The sequence below is a fragment of the Mycobacterium sp. NGS63 genome (genome assembly GCF_059812295.1).
Map to the genome: position 1 here is coordinate 692,611 of NZ_JCALCJ010000002.1, position 15,100 is coordinate 707,710.

Consider the following 15,100-nt stretch of genomic DNA (forward strand, 5'->3'; position numbering starts at 1 on the left):
CGCGCGACCGGCCATCGAGGACGTGATGGCGCTCAGCCCCTTGCAGCTGGGGTTGTTTTCGATGGCGGCGCTGTCGGACGAATCCGGCGACGTGGACCCCTATGTCATCGCGATGGCCGCCGACGTGGCGGGCCCGCTCGACGTCGGCCTGCTGCGGGAGTGCGCCGCGGCAATGCTGACGAGGCACCCGAACCTGCGGGCCAGCTTCGTGCACGGCAACCTGAGCCGGCCCGTGCAGGTGATCCCGAGCGGCGTCGAGCTGCCGTGGCGGTGCGTGCGCGCCACACCCGACGAGGTCGAGGCGCTGGAAGCCGAGGAGCGTCGGCGCCGCTTCGACCTGGGCCGCGGCCCGCTGATCCGGTTCCTGCTCGTCGAATTGCCGGACCAGCGTTGGCGTTTGGCCGTGGTCGCGCACCACATCGTCATCGACGGCTGGTCGTTGCCGCTGTTCGTCTCCGAACTGCTCGCCCTGTACCGCGCCGGCGGCGACACCGCCGCGCTGCCCCCACCGCCGCGGCCCTATCGCGACTACATCGGCTGGCTGGCCGGGCGCGACCAGACGGGCAGCCGGGCGCTGTGGGCCCAGCACCTGCGAGGCCTGGAGGGCGCGACCCTGCTGTCACCGGCGCTGACCTCCACCCCGCCGCGCCCGGGCATCCCGCGCCGCACCACGCTGCGCCTCGACGCCGAGGCCACCACCGCGCTCGCCGAGGCCGCCCGTGGTCGCGGGGTCACGCTCAACACCGTCGTCCAGTTGGCCTGGGCGACAATCCTTTCGGCGTTCACCGGCCGCGCCGACGTGTCTTTCGGGGTGACGGTGTCCGGTCGGCCCGGCGAACTGTCGGGCGTGGAGGCCATGGTCGGCATGTTCATCAACACCGTGCCCTTGCGGGTGCGGCTCGATCCCCGCGAGACGGTCGGCGCGCAATGCCTTGCCCTGCAACGCGAATCCGCCGCCCTGCGCGACCACAGCTATCTGGGGCTGGCCGAATTGCGCTCGATCGCCGGCGTCGGCGAGATGTTCGACACCTTGCTGGTGTACGAGAACTTTCCGCCCGGCGAGGTGGTGGGGGCCAACGAGTTCGCCGCCAACGGCGCGACCTTCCGCCCGGTGGCGCTGGAGAGCGTGTCGCATTTCCCGGTGACCGTCGCCGCGCACCTGAGCGCCGGGGAGCTCACGGTGCTCGTCGAGGCGCTCGACGGAGCGCTGGGCGCGACGGCGCCCGAATCGCTCGGCGGGCGGCTGCTGGCGGTGGCGCAGCGCCTGGTGGCTGCGTGGGAGCGGCCGCTGCGCGAGCTCGACGTCCTGCTCGACGGCGAGCGCGACCCGAGCGCCGCCGCGGCGCCAAGCAGCGGCAGGCCGGGCGACGCCGTGCACGCCCGGTTCGCGGAAGTCGCAGCGAAACAACCGGATTCGGTCGCGCTGAGCTGGGCCGACGGCCGGCTGACGTACCGCGAGCTCGACGCGCTCGCCGACCGGATCGCCGCGGCCCTGGGCAACCTGGGCGTGCGACACGAGACGCCCGTGGCGGTCCTGCTGTCCCGCGGTCCGAGCTACGTGGCCGCGATGCTGGCCATCCTCAAGGCCGGCGGCATGATCGTGCCGCTGGACCCGGCGATGCCCGACGAGCGCGTCGCGGAGGTGCTGCGGCAGACGTCGGCCCCGATCGTCGTCGACGAGGAATGGTTGGCCGCAACCGAATCCACCGACGCCGCGCCGGACTGCCGCGCGGCCGCGGTGCCGCCCGAGCACGCGGCCTACGCGGTGTTCACCTCCGGCACCACCGGAACCCCGAAGGGCGTCATCGGCACCCACCGGGCGCTCTCGGCGTACGCCGACGACCACATCGAGCGCGTCCTGCGCCCGGCGGCCGCACGCGCCGGGCGACCCCTGCGGGTCGCGCACGCGTGGTCGTTCACCTTCGACGCGGCGTGGCAGCCGCTGGCGGCGCTGCTCGACGGCCACTCGGTGCACATCGTCGACGACGAACGCCAGCGCGACGCCGAGGCGCTGGTCGAGACCATCGACCGGTTCGGCCTGGACATGATCGACACGACGCCGTCGATGTTCGCCCAGCTACACCACGCGGGCCTGCTGCACCGGGTGCCGCTGGCGGTGCTCGCGCTCGGCGGCGAAGCCCTGGGCAGCGCCGCATGGCAAGCGATCCAACAGGAATGCGCCCGCACGGGCATGACCGCCTTCAACTGCTACGGCCCCACCGAAACCACGGTCGAGGCCGTCGTCGCCGCCATCGACGAGCACGCGCGACCGACCATCGGGCGCCCGACCCGAACCACCCGCGCCTACGTCCTGGACGCCTGGCTGCGGCCGGTGCCCGACGGAGTCGCCGGCGAGCTGTACCTGGCGGGCGACCAGCTGACCCGCGGCTACCTGGGCCGGGCCGCCGAGACCGCCGCGCGGTTCGTCGCCGACCCGCACGGCCGCGGCGGCCGGATGTACCGCACCGGAGACGTGGTGCGCCGCATGCCCGACGGCGGCATGGAGTTCCTCGGCCGCAGCGACGACCAGCTCAAGATCCGCGGTTTTCGCGTCGAGCCGGGCGAGATCGCCGCGGTGCTCAACAGCCACGACCGGGTGCGCGGCGCCCACGTCACCGCCCGCGCCCACGCGCACGGCCCCCGGCTGACGGCCTACGTGGCCGGCGGGGCGCACCCGCCGGCGGCCGGCGAGCTGCGCTCGATGCTCATCGATCGGCTGCCCCGCTACCTGGTGCCCCATCACATCGTCGTGCTCGACGAGCTGCCGCTGACCCCGCACGGCAAGATCGACGAAAACGCCTTGGCCGCAGTCGGTCTCGGCGAGGGCGCGTCGACCCCACCCGAGACGCCGACCGAGCGCGAGCTGGCCGAGGCCTTCACCGACGTCCTAGAAACCACGGACGTGGACGTCACGGCCGGCTTCCTGGAAATGGGGCTCGACAGCATCGTGGCCCTGTCGGTGGTGCAGGCCGCCCGCCGTCGCGGCATCGCGCTGCGGGCCCGGTCGATGGTGGAGTGCGAAACCATCCGCGAACTCGCCGCGGCCATCGACGCCGACAACCACCGGCACGCCTCGCCGAACATGACCGAGCCCGGCGGCCCAATCCCGTTGCTGGCAGGCGCCCATTGGCTCTACGAACACGGCGACCCCCGCCGGCTCGCCCAGACCGAGGCCATCCGGCTGCCCGCCACCGTCACCCGCGAGCAACTGCGCGCCGCGCTGGCGAGCATCGTCGACGGCCACGAGGTACTCCGCACCCGGCTGGACCGCCCCGCCATGACGCTGGTCGGCCGGCCCGCCGCCGACGTCCTCACCGAAGTCGAGGTCGACGATCCGGACGCCGCGGTCACCGCCCACGCCGCCGCGGCCGTCGAGCGCCTCGACCCCGAGCGCGGAACGCTGCTGGCGGCGGTGTGGCTGCGCCCGCCGACCGGGCAGAGCGTGCTGCTGCTGAGCGCCCACGTGCTGGCGATGGACCCCGCGTCGTGGCGGGTGGTGCTCGGCGAACTCGACGCCGCCCTGCGGGCCCTGGCGGCCGGCCACCCGCCCGCGCCGGTGCGCGAGCACACCAGCCACCGGCGCTGGGCCGCCGCGCTCACCGACCGCGCCCAAAGCCTGGACACGGTCGGCTTCTGGCGCGCCCAACTCGAGGGCGACGATCCCGACCTCGGGGCCCGGCGGCTGCGGCCCGGCCATGACCTGGCCGGCGACCTGGTCGTCCGCACGGCCTTCGTCGACGCCGACGTCAGCGGTCGGCTGCTGAATTCCGGTGTGCCCCTGCCGGAGCTGCTCGTCGCCGCGACCGCGGTGATGGTGACGCGCTGGCGGCAGGCACGCGGGCAGGCCACCCCGCCGCCCCTGCTTGCGCTCGAAACCCACGGCCGCGCGGACGGATTGGTGGACGGCCCCGGCGGGCGCGACATCGACACCGGCGACACGCTGGGGCTGCTCAGCTCCATCTACCCGGTGCGGGTGGACCCGGCCCGAGACGCGGGCGAGCAGCTCGCCGCGATCCCGGGCGACGGGATCGACTACGGGCTGCTGCGCTACCTGCGCGCCGACACCGCCGAGCAGCTCGCCGGCTACCCGGGCCCGCAGCTGCTGCTGAACTATCTCGGCGCCGCCCATACCGGCGGCGGCACCGGCCTCCAGCTCGACCGCGACCTGCTGGCCGGCCTGTCGCCCGTGCCCGAGCCCAATTTGGCGGTGCGCCACGAGCTGACCATCCTGGCCGTCGTGCTCACCGTAGGGGAGCAGCGGGTCCTCGCGGCGCAGTGGCGCGCGCTGCCCGACATCCTCGACGACGCGGATATTGCCGCGCTGCAACGGCTTTGGGCCGACAACCTGCGGGAGATGACGACATGAGCACACTGGCGGTCCTGGGCGCCGGGGCCAAGGCGGTCGCCGTGGCGGCCAAGGCATCCGTGCTGCGGGGCATGGGCGTGGAGGTACCCGACGTCATCGCCGTCGAGCGCATCGGGGTCGGCGCCAACTGGCAGGCCAGCGGCGGCTGGACCGACGGGGCCCACCGGCTGGGCACCAGCCCGGAAAAGGACCTCGGGTTCCCCTACCGCTCCGCGCTGGTTCCGCGCCGCAACGCCGAACTCGACGAGCGGATGACCCGCTACAGCTGGCAGTCCTACCTCATCGCCACCGCATCCTTCGCCGAATGGATCGACCGCGGGCGGCCCGCGCCGACCCACCGCCGGTGGAGCCAGTACCTGGGCTGGGTGGCCGACCAGGTCGGCCTCGAGGTCGTGCACGGCGAGGTGGAACGGCTCACCGTCAGCGATGACCGCTGGAGTTTGCACACCCACGAAACCGCCGTGTCCGCAGACGCTTTGATGATCACCGGCCCCGGGCAGGCCGAAAAGTCGTTGCTGCCGGGCAATCCGCGCATGCTCTCGATCGCGCAGTTCTGGGACCGCGCCGCCGGCGACGACCGGATCAGCGCCGAACGCGTGGCGGTGATCGGCGGCGGCGAGACCGCCGCGTCGATGCTCAACGAGCTCTTCCGGCACCGGGTTTCGACGATCACCGTCATCTCCCCACAGGTGACGCTGTTCACCCGGGGCGAGGGCTTCTTCGAGAACTCGCTGTTCTCCGATCCCACCGACTGGGCCGCCCTGACGCTGGACGAACGCCGCGACGCGCTGGCCCGCACCGACCGCGGGGTGTTCTCGGCCAACGTGCAGGAGGCGCTGCTGGCCGACGACCGCATCCGCCACCTGCGCGGCCGGGTCGCCCACGCCGTAGGCCGCGACGGCCAGATCCGGCTGACGCTGTCGAGCAACCGGGGCAGCGAAAACCTGGAGACGGTGCACGGTTTCGACCTCGTCATCGACGGCTCCGGCGCCGACCCGCTGTGGTTCACCTCCCTGTTCAGCCAGGACGTGCTCGACCGGCTCGAGCTCGGGCTGGGCGGCCCGCTGACCGCCGACAGCCTGCAGGAGGCGATCGGCTACGACCTGGCCGTCACCGACGTCGCCCCGAAGCTGTTCCTGCCCAACCTGTCCGGGCTCACCCAGGGTCCGGGCTTCCCCAACCTGAGCTGCCTCGGGTTGCTGTCCGACCGGGTGCTGGGGTCCGCCGTTGCCGCCAAGCACCGAACGATGAGGAGAAGCGATGAGCACCAACCCCTTCGATGACGACGACGGCGCGTTCTACGTGCTGGTCAACGACGAGGAGCAGCACAGCCTGTGGCCGGCGTTCGCCGACATCCCGGCCGGCTGGACCGTCGCGCACGGCGACGCGAGCCGCGCGGAGTGCCTGGACTACGTCGAACAGAACTGGGCCGACACCCGGCCCAGGAGCCTGCGCGAGGCGATGGCGCTCACACAGCGGACGCACAGATAACTCAACGCTCGCGCACATAGCGTGTTCGTAATGTGATGCGCCTGAGACACAAACGCCCGTCGCAGGGCGCACACTTACAATTCGTCGCAATCGCGACTCGAAGGGGGAGGGCTATTCCGTGCGAGCCAAATCGATCGCCTATTTCGTCGCCGGTGTGGCGGCGCTGGGCGCCCTGGGCGCGGCCGTCGGCGCCGCCCCCGTTGCGTCCGGCCCGGCCCAGCTGCGGCTGGCCGCCGTCGGCGCGCCCGTGCCGCAGAGCCCGCCGGCCCCGGCCCCGGGCGACAGCCTCCCGTCGGCGGCGCAGCTGACCGGCCTGCTGAACAGCCTCGCCGACCCGAATGTTCCGTTCGCCAACAAGAGCAACCTCGTCGAGGGCGGCATCAGCGGGACCCAGGCGCACCTCGCCGACCACGAGCTGAAGAAGGCGGCCAAAAACGGGGACCTGCCGTTGGCGTTCAACGTCACCAATATCCAACAGGGCGCGCCGAATTCGGCCACGGCCGACGTCGCGGTCTCCGGCCCCAAGATCCCGACCCCGGTCACGCAGAGCGTCACGTTCGTCAACCAGGGCAGCTGGATGCTGTCGCGCGCCTCGGCTATGGAGCTGTTGCAAGCCGCCGGACACTGACTCACCCAGGTCACATCACCAGTAAGGGGAAACCGTGAAATCCGTTGCTAGCAGCGTGGCAGCGTTCGCCCTCATCGGCGGCGTCGCCGGCTTTGGTTCCGTCGCGGGCGCCGTCACACCGCCGAGCCCTCAGGTGCAACTGGCCGCGATCGGCGCGCCGATGCCGCAAGACCCGCCGCCGGCGCCCGGGCAAAACCTGCCCACGCCGGAGCAGTTGTCCACCCTGTGCAACCAGGTGACCGACCCCGGCGTGTCGTACACGACCAAGACCAACCTGGTCCAGAACGGGATCGCTCCCGACGAGGGCCACGTCGCCGACCACGACCTGCGAAAGGCCTACCGCAACGGGAACTTTCCGGAGCAGTTCGCCGTGACGAACATCCAGCCGGCCGGACCGAACGCGGCCACCGCCGAGGTGGCGATCTCCGGCCCGAAGTTCGCCGGGCCCGTCAGCAAGAACCTGGCGTTCGTCAACCAGGGTGGCACCTGGGTGCTGCAGCACGACGCCGCGATCGCGCTGATCCAGGCGGCGTCGGCGACGAACTAGCCCTGCGCACTGGGCGCGGGCCGCGCATCGATTGTGAATCCACGGCTTTGGGTGTGAGCGCAGGGCGGCCGGACCGGCCCGGATCGCGCCCACGTTTCACAATCGACGCCCACGATTCACAACCGATGACAGGGTCGGCGCGCCGGCTCGCCAACTAGGCCAGCCGCGCGACCCGCTCGGGATCGGCCAACACGTCGATCGCGGCGATCCGCCCGCCGCGGACGACGAATCCCATGACGGCAGTTGGCCGTCCGGCGACGACGATCACCGCGCCGGCGGCCCCGTTGACGGTGGCGGTGCGCACCTCGCGCTCGGGCCCCGCGTAGCTGCGGGCCAGCTTCGCGACCGCGGCCGCGCCCTCGGCGCGGAACAGCGGGGCGGCGGGGCCGAAATCGCCGCGCAACACGACGTCGGGATCCAGCACCGAGACCAGCCGGTCGAAGTCGCCGGCGCGCCCGGCCGCGAAGAAGGCGTCGACGGCCTCGCGCTGCGCGGCGACGCCGCCGTCGGAAGAAGGATCGGCCCGCTGGATGCGCCGGCGCGCCCGGCTGGCCAGCTTGCGCGTCGCCTCCGGCGTGCGGTCGACGATCGGGGCGATCTCGTCGAACGGGACGGCGAACACGTCGTGCAGCACGAAGGCCAGCCGCTCGGCCGGCGGCAGCGTGTCCAGCACCACGAACAGCGCCAGCCCCACCGCGTCGGCCAGCATCGCCCGGTGTTCGGGATCGAATTCGCCGTCGGCCTCCACGATCGGGTCGGGCAGCCGCCCGGCCAACTCCTCCCGGCCGCGACCGTGCCGGTTGCGCAACGTGTTCAGGCAGATCCGGGCCACCACCGTGGTCAGCCACGCGTCCAAATTCGCGATTTTCTCGGTGCTCCCGGCCAGCCGCAGCCACGCCTCCTGCACGGCGTCCTGCGCGTCGTCGACCGAGCCCAGCATGCGGTAGGCGATGGCGCCGAGCCTCGGCCGCGCCGCCTCGAAACCCTCGGACAGTGCCGCAGTCACGTGCCGCCCTTCTCGGGCAGGGCGCACACCCGGTCGCCGGAGAAGCCGGAGGACCCGATGTCGAGGGCGATGTTGAACCGCGCGCGCAGGTTGCCCAGCGTGATGACGTGGGTGAGCCCGACGAGCTGTGGCGTGTCGAAGTGGGCGCGCAGCGCGTCGAAGAGCCGATCGCTGACCTCGACGGGGGTGCGGCTGATCGCGGTGGCGTACTCGAGGATCAGCCTGTCCACGTCGGAGAAGCAGGGCGCGTTGCGGTAGTCGGACAACGCCAACAGCTCCTCGTCGGTGATCCCCCACTGGCGCGCGATCTGGGAACCCAGGTCGATGCAGTACTCGCAGCGCACCGTGGTCGCCGCCTTCAGCTCGGCCAGCGCGCGGTGACGGGGGCTGAGGATGTCCAGTTTCGACTCCGCCTGCTCGAGCCTGCCGTAGGCGTTGAGCAGCCGGGGGATCTGCGCGTACATGCGCAGCGGTTCGAGCATCCCCGCGGTCTGTAGGCCGGCCATCTGCGCGAGCTTGCGGCGGGTGAAGAAGAAGGCGATCTTGGCCCCCAGGCCGGCGTCGCGGTCGGAGACTCCTTGCAGCCGAGGCATGGCGGGTACCTCCTTGAAACACGGTCTTTCTACGTCGACACCTGGCGACGCGGAAACGTGACCGCGTTACGTCGGCTGGCCCAGCGGCATGTCCATGTCGAACACCCGCGCGTGCAGCACGGTGCGATTCCGCAGCGCCGCGCGCACCGCGCGGTGCAGGCCGTCCTCGAGGTAGGTGATGCCCCGCCACCGCACGGCATGCGGGAAGAGGTCGCCGTAAAAGGTGGAGTCCTCCGACAGCAGGCGGTCCAGCGCGAGCACCGTCGTCGTCGTGACCAACTCGTCGAGCCGGATCTGCTGCGGCGGGATCTGGGACCAGTCCTTGTAGGACAGCCCGTGTTCGGGATACGGCTTGCCGTCGCGCACGCCCTTGAAAATCATCGGCCGGCCATCCGTGACGCGTCGCCCAGGCCCGACCGGTACATGGTGGACAGGCTAGTCCGGAGCCCCGCCGTCGTCGCCGCCAGACGGCCGCTAATGGCGATTGGCGTCGGCGCGACCCCGTAAAATGGACGCGATCTAGGAGGTGGACGCCGATGGGAAGCGCCGACGACCGTCGCTTTGAGGTGCTGCGCGCCATCGTCGCCGACTTCGTCGCCACCAAGGAACCGATCGGTTCGAAGTCGTTGGTGGAGCGGCACAACCTGGGCGTGTCGTCGGCCACGGTGCGCAACGACATGGCGGTGCTGGAGGCCGAGGGCTACATCACCCAGCCGCACACCAGCTCCGGGCGGGTGCCCACCGAAAAGGGCTACCGCGAGTTCGTCGACCGGCTCGACGACGTCAAACCGCTGTCGTCGGCCGAGCGCAGCGCGATCCAGACCTTCCTCGAGTCCGGCGTCGACCTCGACGACGTGCTGCGCCGCGCGGTGCGGCTGCTGGCGCAGCTGACCCGCCAGGTGGCGGTGGTGCAGTACCCGACGCTGTCGACGTCGACGGTTCGCCACCTGGAAGTGATCGGGCTGACGCCGGCGCGGCTGCTGATGGTGGTCATCACCGACTCCGGGCGGGTGGACCAGCGCATCGTCGAGCTCGGCGACGTCATCGACGACCACCAGCTGGCCCAGCTGCGCGAGATGCTGGGCCAGGCGCTGGTGGGCAAGAGGCTCGCCGCGGCGTCCACCGCCGTCGCCGACCTGGCCGGGGAGCTGCACGGGCGCAGCGGGCTGGCCAACAACCTCAGCGACGCCGTCGGCCGTTCGGCGACGGTGCTGCTGGAGTCGTTGGTGGAGCACTCCGAGGAGCGGCTGCTGATGGGCGGCACCGCCAACCTGACCCGCAACGCCGCGGATTTCGGCGGCTCGCTGCGGTCCATCCTCGAGGCCCTCGAGGAGCAGGTGGTGGTGCTGCGGCTGCTGGCGGCCCAGCAGCAGGCGGGCAAGGTGACGGTGCGCATCGGCCACGAGACGGCCGCCGAGCAGATGGCCGGCACCTCGATGGTGACCACCGCCTACGGCAGCTCCGATACCGTGTACGGCGGCATGGGTGTGCTGGGGCCCACCCGGATGGACTATCCGGGAACTATCGCCAGCGTGGCCGCGGTTGCTCTTTACATCGGCGAAGTTCTGGGTGCCCGATGACCGTGCACCCGCCAGCACCCTTTGCATGGACGGCCGCGTAACCGCGGCTCGAGACCTTTCAGGAGAAAACGGCGTGGCACGCGACTACTACGGGCTGCTCGGCGTGAGCAGAAACGCCAGCGATGCGGAGATCAAGCGCGCCTACCGCAAGCTGGCGCGCGAGCTGCATCCCGACGTCAACCCCGACGAGGCCGCGCAGGCAAAGTTCAAGGAGATCAGCGCCGCCTACGAGGTGCTGAGCGACCCGGAGAAACGCCGGATCGTCGACCTGGGCGGGGACCCGCTGGAAAGCGCGGCGTCGGCCGGGGGCGGGTTCGGCGGCTTTGGGAACCTGGGCGACGTCTTCGAGGCCTTCTTCGGCGGCGGCTTCAGCGGCGCGTCGGGCTCGCGCGGTCCCGTCGGGCGGGTCCGGCCCGGCTCGGACTCGCTGCTGCGCATGCGGCTGGACCTCGAGGAGTGCGCGACCGGCGTGACCAAGCAGGTCACCGTCGACACCGCGGTCCTGTGCGACCGGTGCCAGGGCAAGGGCACCAACGGCGATTCGGTGCCCGTCCCGTGCGACACCTGCGGGGGCCGGGGGGAGGTGCAGACGGTGCAGCGGTCGCTGCTGGGTCAGATGGTGACGTCGCGGCCGTGTCCCACCTGCCGCGGCGTGGGAACCGTCATCCCCGACCCGTGCCACCAGTGCATGGGCGACGGCCGGGTGCGCGCGCGGCGCGAGATCAGCGTCAAGATCCCGGCCGGCGTCGGCGACGGCATGCGGGTCCGCCTCGCCGCCCAGGGCGAGGTCGGCCCCGGGGGCGGGCCGGCCGGCGACCTGTACGTCGAGGTCCACGAGCAGGCCCACGACATCTTCGTCCGCGAGGGCGACGACCTGCACTGCACGGTGTCGGTGCCGATGATCGACGCCGCGCTCGGCACCACCGTCACCCTCGACGCCATCCTGGACGGCAAGAGCGAGATCACCATCCCGCCCGGCACGCAGCCCGCGTCGATCATCACGCTGCGCGGCCACGGGATGCCCCACCTGCGCTCCGGCGCCCGCGGCAACCTGCACGTCCACGTCGAGGTGGTGGTCCCCACCCGGCTCGATCACCAGGACGCCGAACTGCTGCGCGAGCTGAAGAACCGCCGCAGCCGCGACGTGGCCGAGGTCCGGTCGACGCACGGCGGCGGCGGGCTGTTCAGCCGGTTGCGCGAAACCTTCACCGGGCGCTAGTTCCAGGGGCCCCGCGCATGGTGGCGACGCTGTTCTACGTCGACGCATTGCCCGACACCGGCGCGCTGGCCGTCGTCGACGGCGACGAGGGCTTCCACGCCGCCACGGTGCGCCGCATCCGCCCCGGCGAGCAGCTGGTGCTCGGCGACGGCGCCGGCGGGCTGGCCCGCTGCGAGGTCGAGCACGCGGGGCGCGACAGCCTGCGCGCGCGGGTGCTCGACCGCTGGAGCGTCGCGCCCGGCCGCCCCGCGGTGACGGTGGTGCAGGCGCTGCCCAAGTCGGATCGCTCGGAGCTGGCCGTCGAGCTGGCCACCGAGGCCGGCGCCGACGCGTTCGTGGCCTGGCAGGCGGCGCGCTGCGTGGCGAGCTGGGAAGGCGCGCGGGTCGACAAGGGCCTGCGCCGGTGGCGCGCCGTGGCCCGCTCGGCGGCCCGGCAATCCCGACGGGCGCACATCCCGCCCGTCGAGGGCGTGCTGTCCACGACGGCTTTGACTCAGCGCGTTCGCGACGAGGTGGCGGCCGGATCGGCGGTGCTGGCCCTGCACGAATCGGCGGCCGATCGCCTCGCGGATACCCATGTGGCGCAAGCCGATTCGGTGCTGCTCGTGATTGGGCCCGAGGGCGGCATCGCGCCGGACGAGCTGGCCGCGCTGACCGGGGCGGGCGCGGTGGCCGTCCGGCTGGGCCCGCAAGTGCTGCGCACGTCGACCGCGGCCGCGGTGGCGCTGGGCGCGCTGGGCGTGCTGACCCCGCGCTGGGACGGCTCGTCGAGCCTGTGATTTTCCCTGTACGGCCGCGGCCGCGCGGAGTTATCTTGCCCAGATGGCAGAGACTGCCCACGATTTGAGCGCGATCTTCGACGAGCACGTCGCCGACGAGTTCGTGGCCAAGGACGTCGCCGCCACCATGGCGACGATGACGGCGCACGCTTTCGTCAACCACGTGCCCACCATGATGGGCGGGGTCGGCGCCGACGAGGTCGCCGAGTTCTACGCCAAGTACTTCATCGGCCACTGGCCGGCCGACACAGCGATCATCCCGGTCTGCCGCACCGTCGGCGCCGAGCGCGTCGTCGACGAGATGATCATGTCGTTCACCCACGACATCCCGATGCCGACCTTCCTTCCGGGGGTGGCGCCGACGGGACGCGCGGTGTTGCTGCCCGTGGTGGTCGTGATGGGGTTCGACACGGCGTCGGGGCCGCCCAAAGTGGCCTACGAGCGCATCTACTGGGACCAGGCCTCGCTGCTCGCACAGGTGGGGCTGCTCGACCCGGCGCTGCTGCCGGTCACCGGCGTCGAGCAGGCGCACAAGGTGCTCGACAAGACTTCGGCCGGCGGCGAATAGCCCGACCGCTTTTGGGCACCCCGCGGGAATGGGCCTTGCAACTCGAATGGTCTCCACCCCGGCGTGGAAGCTTTTCGCGAAGTACTACTACCCCTTCATCACCCGCCACGGGGCCGACGACGTGGCGTTTCTGAACCTGGGCTATGAAGAGGACCCGCCGATGGCCGTGCCGCTCTCGGAGTCGGACGAGCCCGACCGGTACTGCATCCAGCTCTACCACCGCACGGCGACCCAGGCCGACCTGGCCGGCAAACGCGTGCTCGAGGTCAGCTGCGGCCACGGCGGCGGGGCGTCCTATCTGACCCGCACGCTGCGACCCGCTTCCTACACCGGCCTGGACCTCAACCCGGCCGGCATCGAGGTCTGCCAGCGCATGCACAACCAGCCCGGGCTGGACTTCGTCCAGGGCAACGCCGAGAACCTCCCGGTCGACGACGACTCCTTCGACGCGGTGATCAACATCGAGGCGTCGCACTGCTACCCGTCGCTGCCGCGGTTCCTCGTCGAGGTCGCCCGGGTCCTGCGCCCGGGCGGGCATCTGCTGTACGCCGATGTCCGTCGCTGCGACCACATCGCCGACTGGGAGGCCGAGCTCGCCGACGGCCCGCTGCAGATGCGCTCGAAAGACATCATCAACGAGCAGGTCGTGCGCGGGCTGCGCATGAGTTTGCCACGCTCGCAGCACATGTTCACCCGCCGCACCCCGGCCATGCTGCGCGGCGCGGTCCGGGGTGCGGTGGCGGCGTCGGTCTCCAAGCTGTGCGACGGGCTGGAAAGCGGCGAGAGCTCCTACCGGATCTATTGCTTCGAGAATGCCTGAGACACCGGACACCTTCTGGATCACCCGCAACCCGGTCGGGCGCGCCCGGGACGCGCTGCGGTCGCGGCGCCGCCCGCACCACGCGCCGCGCCCACCCGGTCCCCGCGGACACCCCTTCGTCGGCGTGCTGCCCGAGCTCAAAGCCGATCCGTTCGGCTACCTGCGGCACCTCGGGGACGTCTACGGCGACGTCTACCGGCTGCCGCTGCCGCTGTACGACGTGGTGGTGCTGAACCACCCCGACCACGTCCGCCACGTCGTCAGCCACCGCAACGGCGAGTACAGCCTGATCGGTCCCGCCGCCGGCGCCGCCAGAAAGCTGCTGGGTGCCTCCATGCAGATGATGGAGGGAAACGAGTTCCGGCGCCGGCGCAAGCCGCTGACACCGATGATGGGCCGGCAACAGCTGACGCGGGTGGCCGCCGTCGTCGCCGACGAGTTCGCCGAGCGGTTGGCGAAATGGGATCGGTTTGCCCAGACGGGTGAACCGGTCGACCTGCAGCGCGAGATCAACGACGTGGTGATCCCGGGTTTCATGCGGGCGATGTTCAGCCTGAAGCTGTCCGACGCCGAGCTGCACCGGCTCGACATCGACGTCCGGACCCTGATGCAGAGCGCGTCGTCGCCCCTGCTGCTCGGCGCCCCACCGCGCCTGCTGCCGGGGGACGGCAACCCCGTGCAGGCGTGGCTGCGGATGCGGCGCTGGGTGAAAAGGCGGGTCGAGGAACGACTGGCCGACCCCGGGCCCTACGACGACCTGCTGCAGATGCTCCTCGACGCCCGGTACGAGGACGGCACCCCCATCAGCAGGCGCGACGCCATCACCGAGGCCATCATGCTGATCGGCGGCGGCTACGAAACCGTCGTCGCCGCGCTGGCGTGGACGCTGGCGTTCCTGCCGCAGAATCCGCAGGCCCAGCGGCGACTCTACGACGAGGTCGGGGGGCTCGACGGGGCACCGCCCACCTACGCCGACCTGGACAGGCTGGAGTGGGCAAAGGCGTGTTTCGACGAGGGCCAGCGCCTGCAGGGGCTGCTGCTCCAGCCGCGGTTCGCCATGATCGACGACGTCGTCGGCGGCTATCGGATCCGGCGCGGGACGCTGGTCGGGCTGCCGATCTACGCGCTGCAGCGCGACCCGCGCTGGTGGGGTCCCGACGCCGACAGCTATGAGCCGATCCGGTTCTACGACAAGGGCCTCGCCGCCGGGCGGCCAAACCTGGCGTTCATGCCCTTCGGCGCCGGCCCGCACCGATGTTTCGGCGCGGCTATGGGTTATCTCGAGGCGCAGTTCCTGCTCGCACAGATTCACCAGCGGTTCCGCATCCACACGCCGGCCGGCTGGGCACCCGAGCACGACCCGAGCCTCCCGTGGCCGGTCAAGGGCGGCGTGCCCGCCGTCCTGACCAGTGCCTCCGCCGCCTGACGGGGTTGGGCCGACTCGGGCGGCATTGCGTCCTGCTGGCGGTAGACTTGGCTACCGGCTGTCGTCGCTCGAGAACA

Annotated in this window: 14 protein-coding genes; 11 read left to right on the forward strand and 3 right to left on the reverse strand. The window is 71.7% G+C overall.

Annotated features, from left to right (window positions below):
• Nucleotides 1-25: 25 nt before the first annotated feature.
• The 5 genes from AC5Y4Z_RS06425 (at nucleotide 26) to AC5Y4Z_RS06445 (ending at nucleotide 7,032) form a co-directional block, all read left to right on the forward strand.
• A complete protein-coding gene (locus tag AC5Y4Z_RS06425) occupies nucleotides 26-4,366 on the forward strand; it encodes an amino acid adenylation domain-containing protein (protein WP_499961879.1) in 4,341 nt (1,446 codons plus the stop codon).
• Nucleotides 4,363-5,649 carry an NADPH-dependent L-lysine N(6)-monooxygenase MbtG gene (gene mbtG / locus AC5Y4Z_RS06430; RefSeq protein WP_499961616.1) on the forward strand — a complete coding sequence of 429 codons (1,287 nt, stop codon included), beginning with the start codon at nucleotides 4,363-4,365 and terminating at the stop codon, nucleotides 5,647-5,649. The genes AC5Y4Z_RS06425 and mbtG overlap by 4 nt, the downstream gene beginning before the upstream one ends.
• A complete protein-coding gene (locus AC5Y4Z_RS06435; protein WP_499961618.1) occupies nucleotides 5,627-5,857 on the forward strand; it encodes an MbtH family protein in 231 nt (76 codons plus the stop codon). The genes mbtG and AC5Y4Z_RS06435 overlap by 23 nt, the downstream gene beginning before the upstream one ends.
• A 118-nt stretch (nucleotides 5,858-5,975) precedes the next feature.
• Nucleotides 5,976-6,485 carry an MTB12 family secreted protein gene (locus AC5Y4Z_RS06440; RefSeq protein WP_499961619.1) on the forward strand — a complete coding sequence of 170 codons (510 nt, stop codon included), beginning with the start codon at nucleotides 5,976-5,978 and terminating at the stop codon, nucleotides 6,483-6,485.
• 34 nt (nucleotides 6,486-6,519) lie between these two features.
• A complete protein-coding gene (locus tag AC5Y4Z_RS06445; protein WP_499961621.1) occupies nucleotides 6,520-7,032 on the forward strand; it encodes an MTB12 family secreted protein in 513 nt (170 codons plus the stop codon).
• Between the two features lie 154 nt (nucleotides 7,033-7,186).
• Here AC5Y4Z_RS06445 and AC5Y4Z_RS06450 read toward each other — a convergent pair whose 3' ends face one another.
• From AC5Y4Z_RS06450 to AC5Y4Z_RS06460, 3 genes are all read right to left on the reverse strand, one after another.
• Nucleotides 7,187-8,038 (reverse strand): sigma-70 family RNA polymerase sigma factor, encoded by an 852-nt coding sequence (locus AC5Y4Z_RS06450; RefSeq protein ID WP_499961623.1) that lies wholly within the window; start codon nucleotides 8,036-8,038, stop codon nucleotides 7,187-7,189.
• Nucleotides 8,035-8,631 carry a carboxymuconolactone decarboxylase family protein gene (locus tag AC5Y4Z_RS06455; protein ID WP_499961625.1) on the reverse strand — a complete coding sequence of 199 codons (597 nt, stop codon included), beginning with the start codon at nucleotides 8,629-8,631 and terminating at the stop codon, nucleotides 8,035-8,037. The genes AC5Y4Z_RS06450 and AC5Y4Z_RS06455 overlap by 4 nt, the downstream gene beginning before the upstream one ends.
• 66 nt (nucleotides 8,632-8,697) lie before the next feature.
• Nucleotides 8,698-9,012: a type II toxin-antitoxin system VapB family antitoxin gene (locus tag AC5Y4Z_RS06460; protein ID WP_499961627.1), complete on the reverse strand. Its 315-nt coding sequence runs from the start codon at nucleotides 9,010-9,012 to the stop codon at nucleotides 8,698-8,700.
• Nucleotides 9,013-9,167: 155 nt separating this feature from the next.
• On the opposite strand from AC5Y4Z_RS06460, the gene hrcA reads away from it, so the two are divergent.
• The 6 genes from hrcA (at nucleotide 9,168) to AC5Y4Z_RS06490 (ending at nucleotide 15,023) form a co-directional block, all read left to right on the forward strand.
• Nucleotides 9,168-10,211, forward strand: coding sequence for a heat-inducible transcriptional repressor HrcA (hrcA, locus tag AC5Y4Z_RS06465; RefSeq protein WP_499961631.1), 1,044 nt, complete (start codon nucleotides 9,168-9,170; stop codon nucleotides 10,209-10,211).
• A 73-nt stretch (nucleotides 10,212-10,284) separates the two neighbouring features.
• Entirely contained in the window at nucleotides 10,285-11,430 is a 1,146-nt protein-coding gene (dnaJ, locus tag AC5Y4Z_RS06470; RefSeq protein ID WP_499961635.1) for a molecular chaperone DnaJ, read from the forward strand.
• A gap of 17 nt (nucleotides 11,431-11,447) precedes the next feature.
• Complete coding sequence (locus AC5Y4Z_RS06475) at nucleotides 11,448-12,209, forward strand: 16S rRNA (uracil(1498)-N(3))-methyltransferase (RefSeq protein ID WP_499961639.1); 762 nt, start codon at nucleotides 11,448-11,450, stop codon at nucleotides 12,207-12,209.
• A 43-nt stretch (nucleotides 12,210-12,252) separates the two neighbouring features.
• Nucleotides 12,253-12,777, forward strand: coding sequence for a hypothetical protein (locus tag AC5Y4Z_RS06480; protein ID WP_499961643.1), 525 nt, complete (start codon nucleotides 12,253-12,255; stop codon nucleotides 12,775-12,777).
• A gap of 28 nt (nucleotides 12,778-12,805) precedes the next feature.
• On the forward strand, nucleotides 12,806-13,597 hold the full coding sequence (locus tag AC5Y4Z_RS06485) for a phthiotriol/phenolphthiotriol dimycocerosates methyltransferase (protein ID WP_499961645.1): 792 nt from the start codon (nucleotides 12,806-12,808) through the stop codon (nucleotides 13,595-13,597).
• Nucleotides 13,590-15,023, forward strand: coding sequence for a cytochrome P450 (locus AC5Y4Z_RS06490; protein ID WP_499961648.1), 1,434 nt, complete (start codon nucleotides 13,590-13,592; stop codon nucleotides 15,021-15,023). Before AC5Y4Z_RS06485 ends, AC5Y4Z_RS06490 begins: the two co-directional genes overlap by 8 nt.
• Nucleotides 15,024-15,100 lie beyond the last annotated feature (77 nt).

Excerpts from the sequence above, each read along its gene's own strand:
- AC5Y4Z_RS06490 (WP_499961648.1), top strand. The coding sequence starts at position 13,590 with ATGCCTGAGACACCGGACACCTTCTGGATCACCCGCAACCCGGTCGGG.
- AC5Y4Z_RS06475 (WP_499961639.1), top strand. The coding sequence starts at position 11,448 with ATGGTGGCGACGCTGTTCTACGTCGACGCATTGCCCGACACCGGCGCG.
- mbtG (WP_499961616.1), top strand. The coding sequence starts at position 4,363 with ATGAGCACACTGGCGGTCCTGGGCGCCGGGGCCAAGGCGGTCGCCGTG.
- AC5Y4Z_RS06425 (WP_499961879.1), top strand. The coding sequence starts at position 26 with ATGGCGCTCAGCCCCTTGCAGCTGGGGTTGTTTTCGATGGCGGCGCTG.
- AC5Y4Z_RS06460 (WP_499961627.1), bottom strand. The coding sequence starts at position 9,012 with ATGATTTTCAAGGGCGTGCGCGACGGCAAGCCGTATCCCGAACACGGG.
- AC5Y4Z_RS06435 (WP_499961618.1), top strand. The coding sequence starts at position 5,627 with ATGAGCACCAACCCCTTCGATGACGACGACGGCGCGTTCTACGTGCTG.
- hrcA (WP_499961631.1), top strand. The coding sequence starts at position 9,168 with ATGGGAAGCGCCGACGACCGTCGCTTTGAGGTGCTGCGCGCCATCGTC.
- AC5Y4Z_RS06485 (WP_499961645.1), top strand. The coding sequence starts at position 12,806 with ATGGGCCTTGCAACTCGAATGGTCTCCACCCCGGCGTGGAAGCTTTTC.
- AC5Y4Z_RS06455 (WP_499961625.1), bottom strand. The coding sequence starts at position 8,631 with ATGCCTCGGCTGCAAGGAGTCTCCGACCGCGACGCCGGCCTGGGGGCC.
- AC5Y4Z_RS06480 (WP_499961643.1), top strand. The coding sequence starts at position 12,253 with ATGGCAGAGACTGCCCACGATTTGAGCGCGATCTTCGACGAGCACGTC.